This window comes from Alterinioella sp. (assembly GCF_058343375.1).
Genome location: NZ_JBTUJH010000102.1, coordinates 1 through 4,296 on the forward strand (window position 1 = coordinate 1; position 4,296 = coordinate 4,296).

The 4,296-nt window shown below is 61.5% G+C and carries 1 protein-coding gene and 4 pseudogenes; 2 read left to right on the plus strand and 3 right to left on the minus strand.

All coding sequences use genetic code 11. The annotated features are described in order from the left end of the window. Positions 1-926 (minus strand): flagellin N-terminal helical domain-containing protein (locus tag ACW8PS_RS14040; protein ID WP_491528121.1); only part of this gene is annotated, 926 nt, incomplete at its 3' end. Between the two features lie 316 nt (positions 927-1,242). Continuing rightward, positions 1,243-1,446 (minus strand): annotated as a pseudogene (locus ACW8PS_RS14045) (transposase); the annotation flags it as partial. 266 nt (positions 1,447-1,712) lie between these two features. On the opposite strand from ACW8PS_RS14045, the pseudogene ACW8PS_RS14050 reads away from it, so the two are divergent. Next, positions 1,713-2,891: pseudogene (locus ACW8PS_RS14050) on the plus strand (IS110 family RNA-guided transposase); the annotation flags it as partial. A gap of 91 nt (positions 2,892-2,982) precedes the next feature. On the opposite strand, the pseudogene ACW8PS_RS14055 reads toward ACW8PS_RS14050, so the two are convergent. Beyond that, positions 2,983-4,062: pseudogene (locus tag ACW8PS_RS14055) on the minus strand (IS256 family transposase); the annotation flags it as partial. Between the two features lie 60 nt (positions 4,063-4,122). On the opposite strand from ACW8PS_RS14055, the pseudogene ACW8PS_RS14060 reads away from it, so the two are divergent. Beyond that, a pseudogene (locus tag ACW8PS_RS14060) lies at positions 4,123-4,296 on the plus strand (ATPase); the annotation flags it as partial.

Genomic DNA, 4,296 nt, shown 5'->3' on the forward strand with positions numbered 1-4,296 from the left:
GTCAGTTGGTAGCCGTCGCCTTCCGCCACCGCGGCCACACCCGAGAAGGTGAGCGTCTCGGCACGCTCGGCGATACTGGAGGCGGAGGCGGTCGCGCCGGTGGCCGAGAGCGCCACGTCTTCGAAGGCACGGGTCGAGGTCAGGGTGATGACGTTGGCCGAAACGCTGGCGGTCACCCCGACGATCCCCAGCGCGTTGATGGCGCCGGTGATGGTCGAGGCTGCGGCGTCCTGGTCGCCGCTCAGGTCGCCCGCCGAGTAGTTGAGCGTTGCCCCACCGATCGTGAGCGAAATCGTGTTGTCGCTCATGTCCGCATCGGTGGCGATGGTCATCGTGGCGGTGTTGCCGGCGTTGCTGGCCGAGGTGGCGCTGAGCGCGGCGTTGGCGGACAGGTCGGTTCCGGTGCCTTGTGTACCGGCAGTGGTGGTCATGTCCTGCCGTGCGATGGTGATGTTGTTGGCCGTGACCGAACCGTCGCTAGCCCGGTCGAGAGAGGACAGGATGTTCACGTCCTCGGTGCCCTTGAGCAGGTTCAGCCCGTTGAACTGCGCGGCGTTGACCACCGAGTTGATCTGGTCGCGCAGCGCGGCGATGTCAGTCTGGATCTTCTCGCGGTCGACGTTCTGCTCCTGCGCGGCGACAATCTTGCTCTTGATGTCAGTGAGCAGATCGGTGACCGTTTCCGAGGCCTGCCGTGCCACCGCAACCGTGGACTCGCCAAGAGACAGGCTTTCCGCGATGCCCTTGAAGCCTTTCACGTCGGCGGCCATCACTTTGGAGATGGCCCAGATCGACGAGTTGTCCTTCGCTGTGGCCACCTTCATGCCGGTGGAAATCTCGTTCTGGGTCTTGGCCAGGCTGGAGTTGATGGTTTTCAGGGTTTGCAGCGCGACCATCGCGCTCTTGTTGGTCAGAATGGAGGACATTTTCGTTTCCTTTTTCGGTTGGCGCTTTGCGCCGGGTTGCGAAACCGCGCCGCTGTGGCGCCAGCGATGTCATTCTGACAACTGCGGATCCGAGCAACGCCGGCCGCGCCATCCGCGAGGGACGCAGGCGAAACCTGCCACGCATTGTGCTAAGAGTTCGCTAAGCCGCGGCAGTTCATTAGCCGGACTTTTATATTAATGGCGGGGGACTCGAGCCGGTCGGCTCCATCAAATCGGGTTGTCGCCCCGGCCACCCCACCAGGGACATTACTGACCTTGTGGAGACTGTGCCGAATTTTGTGCCTGACGCGTTTTCTTACGCCATTGGGAAGCGGTCTTCGAACATGATGGCGAGCTGGCTTTTCACTGCGTGCCATTCGCGCACCGAACGCTTCCATTCGGTGGATGTAGCATTGAGCGCCAGATAGATCAATTTCGCCGCGGCCTCATCGCTTGGGAAGTGACCGCGGGTTCGGACGGCGCGCCGGATCTTCGAATTCAATGCCTCAATGGAATTCGTAATCGGTATGAAGATTTCGGTGCCAATGTTCGGCCGGGTTTTTGCGAATCTGGTGTATGCTGCGAGCATCCGGGACAGAGGCACCGGGAGCACGAGAGTGTGGGCAGGCCGATCCATACGATGAGCTGCGAGCTCGTGTTAGTAGCTGGCCGCCTCTGCGACTCGCCCGGTTGCGCCGTGAGCGCGGATCCGTAGTTGTCGTGTCGCCCGCCGCTCCCGTTTGTTTTCAACTGACGAAGGAGGCGTGTATGCGACGTGTAATCGGAATCGACATCCACCGGACCTTTGGGGAGGTGGTGATTTGGGAAAACGGCCTGACAAGGCATGAGGGCCGGGTCGACATGACCCGCACGGCCCTGGAAGGCTTTGGCAGGCAGCTCCTGGATACGGACGAAGTGGTGATTGAAGCGACTGGGAATTGCATGGCGGTGTCCCGGGTTCTGACGCCTTACGTGAAACGGGTGGTGATTGCCAATCCGCTTCAGGTCAAGGCGATTGCCTATGCCCATGTGAAGACCGACAAGGTCGACGCCGGCACGCTGGCCAGCCTGCATGCGGCCGGCTACCTGCCGGAAATATGGACCCCGGATGCGGCGACGGAACGGATGCGCAGACTGGTGGCGCGCCGCTATCAGGTTGTCCGGCACCGGACCCGGATCAAGAACGAGGTGCATGCCATTCTGCACGCGCACCTGATCCCGAAATGCCCGCATGCGGACCTTTTCAACCGGCGCGGCCGCGACTGGCTGACGCGCCAGCCGGTTCCTCTGGATGAGCGTGAAGCCATTCAGCGGCATATCCGGGAACTTGACCGTCTGGCCGATGATCTTGCCGTCCTTGATCGCGAGATTGCACAGGACGCCCTTGGGAACGAAGATATTGCGCGGCTTTTGACAATAACCGGGGTCAATCTGGTGGTGGCGGCCGGACTGATGGCGGCGATCCGTAGCATCGAGCGGTTCAACTGCCCGCAAAAGCTGGTGAGTTACTTCGGGCTGAACCCGCGTGTCCACCAGTCGGGACTTGGAGCGGCACATCACGGCCGCATCAGCAAGGCCGGTCGCAGCCATGCGCGCGCAATGCTGGTCGAGGCCGCGTGGGCAGCGGCAAAGGCACCTGGTCCCCTGCGCGCCTTCTTCATCCGCATTCGCGCCCGGCGTGGGCACCAGATCGCAGCTGTTGCCGTGGCCCGAAAACTGACCACGCTATGTTGGCACATTCTGACAAAGCAAGAGGATTATCATTGGGCCCGTCCAAGCCTTGTTGCCCACAAGCGCCGCGCCATGGAGCTGGCCGCAGGCTGTCCTCAGAAGAAGGGCAGCAAACGCGGTCCGACCTTTGCCTATAACGTGAAGGAGTTGCGCCGTCAGGAAGCGCAAATCGCCGAACGCGCAGAAAAAAGCTATGAACACTTGGTCGCGTCATGGCGCCCGCACCCTCCGAAAGAGGACGGGTGCGCGGGCGCCTCAAACCGACGGGAATTTCCTGGGCTGCCCGGCGACGCTTCCAGTCGACACGCCGCTCTTCGCCACGAGGTCGTCCGCGCAACGAAAACCTAGCAGACCCACGCAGAAAAGTCTTGTCGATCTCATCCGTGGTGTAGATCAGCCTGCGCACCTCGGGCGGATAGTCGAGAAACGGGATCACTTCGTTCCAGGCCCGGCGCCAGCTCGGTGCGATGGCCGGATACCGCCTGGCCAGATCGCTCTCCTCGAACTCTGCCAGAGCGGCCTCGGCCTGCTCAACGTCCACCGCAGTGTAGATCGCCTTGAGGGCTGTGGCTACGGCCTTGCGGTCCTTGTAGCTGGCAAAGCTCATGGAATGACGCAGCAGATGAACGATACAGGTCTGGACCTGGGTCTTTGGAAAGGCCGCCTCGATGGCCTGCGGGAAACCCTTGAGCCCGTCCACGACGGCGATCAGGATGTCCTGGACGCCCCGGTTGCGCAGGTCGGTCAGCACCTTGGCCCAGAACCTGGCACCCTCATTGGCCTGGAACCACAGCCCCAGAGCGTCACGCGTTCCATCTGGCAGAACCGCGAGGGCCACGAAGACCGCCTTGTTCGAGACGGCTCCATCGCTGCGGATATTGACCCGGATCGCGTCCATGAAGATGATCGGATAGCACGGTTCCAGAGGGCGGTTCTGCCAGGCGGTGACCTCCTCCATGACCGCGTCGGTAATCGCGGAAATCAGGCTGGGGGATGCCTCGACGCCATAGATTTCCTCGATATGCCCCTGGATCTCCCGGGTTGTCATGCCCCGGGCATACATGCTGATGATCTTGCGATCGAACTCGGGAAAGCGGCGCTGATACCTGGCGATCAGCATCGGATCAAAGGTGCCGTTCCGGTCGCGAGGGATGTCCAGAACGACCTTGCCGCTGTCGGTGGTCACGGTCTTCTGGCTGCTACCGTTTCGCCGGTTGGCTGGCTGGTTGCGGCCCTCAGGCGCCTCCTCGGCGCGTTCTTCATCGAGATGGATATCCATCTCCGTGCTCAACGCCCGCTCCGCCAGCGCCTTGGTCAGCTCGGACAGAATGCCGTCTTTGCCAAACAAATCACCAGGCGCGCGGCCTTCCATCAATCGGTCCAAGATGTCTTTATCGATGCTCATACGTGGGTCTCCTCTTCGAGCAGTTACCACGTCAGCGCACAAAATTCAGGATAGTCCCAACTCCTGACCGCCGAGACCTCCGAGAAGCAGGCGAGGTCGATCAAATACCAGATGACCATCGCCAAGCTGCCTCTCGCGAAAGAGCTGGAAGAGTTCGACTTCGGGGGTCGTCCAGAAGGGCGCCATTGGTTCAAGTCCAATGGACGACGACATCAACGAAACCCTGATCCGCGA